1 protein-coding gene is annotated in these 575 nt (G+C 57.9%); it reads right to left on the reverse strand.

Going from position 1 to position 575, the window contains the following annotated elements; translation table 11 throughout:
• On the reverse strand, positions 1-575 hold a 575-nt coding region (locus tag C9411_RS25350), incomplete at both ends, for a terminase gpA endonuclease subunit (protein ID WP_199200164.1).

Here is a 575-nt window from a genome sequence, read left to right on the forward strand (position 1 = left end):
GGCGAACGTTTACCACCGCGCGCCGATTCGCCCTTGATCGCCCAAATTCGGCGGCCAAGGCGCTCTTTGGCAAACTCGTAAACTTTCTGGGTGTGGTGGCCACCGGAGTCCATGCAGGCCGCCATGATCGTGAATCCACGCCCGTCAGCCCGGCGCCAGACCTGCTTGAGATACGCATCGAGGCGTTGCCACGGTTCGTTGGTTTCCAGATCGCCCTCAATCACGTCGAAGGCAATCGACCAGCTCTCCTCATTACGTCCCCAACCCGTCACCTCAATTTCAAAGCGACCATCCTGGGTATCGATGCCGGCCGTTAATACCGCCACGCCGTCAGGCACTTCTGCTGCATAGACTTCACAGCGTTCCAGCAAGCGTTTCTCGCTCAGCGCTTTTTCGCCGCGGTCTTCATACGGCTCGCCAAGCACCAGGTTGATAAAGGTCTGACGCATGAGCGGATCGTTTTTCACCCGTAGCCACTCAGCCACCAGATATTTCCAGGCCGCGTTCGGGAACAGGCTGTAACCCGCCCAAATGTGAAAACCCGCATGCCCTTTAAATGGTTTGGTTGCGCGCCA

The organism is Serratia sp. Nf2 (assembly GCF_003028435.1).
Lineage (GTDB): Bacteria > Pseudomonadota > Gammaproteobacteria > Enterobacterales > Enterobacteriaceae > Serratia > Serratia marcescens_L.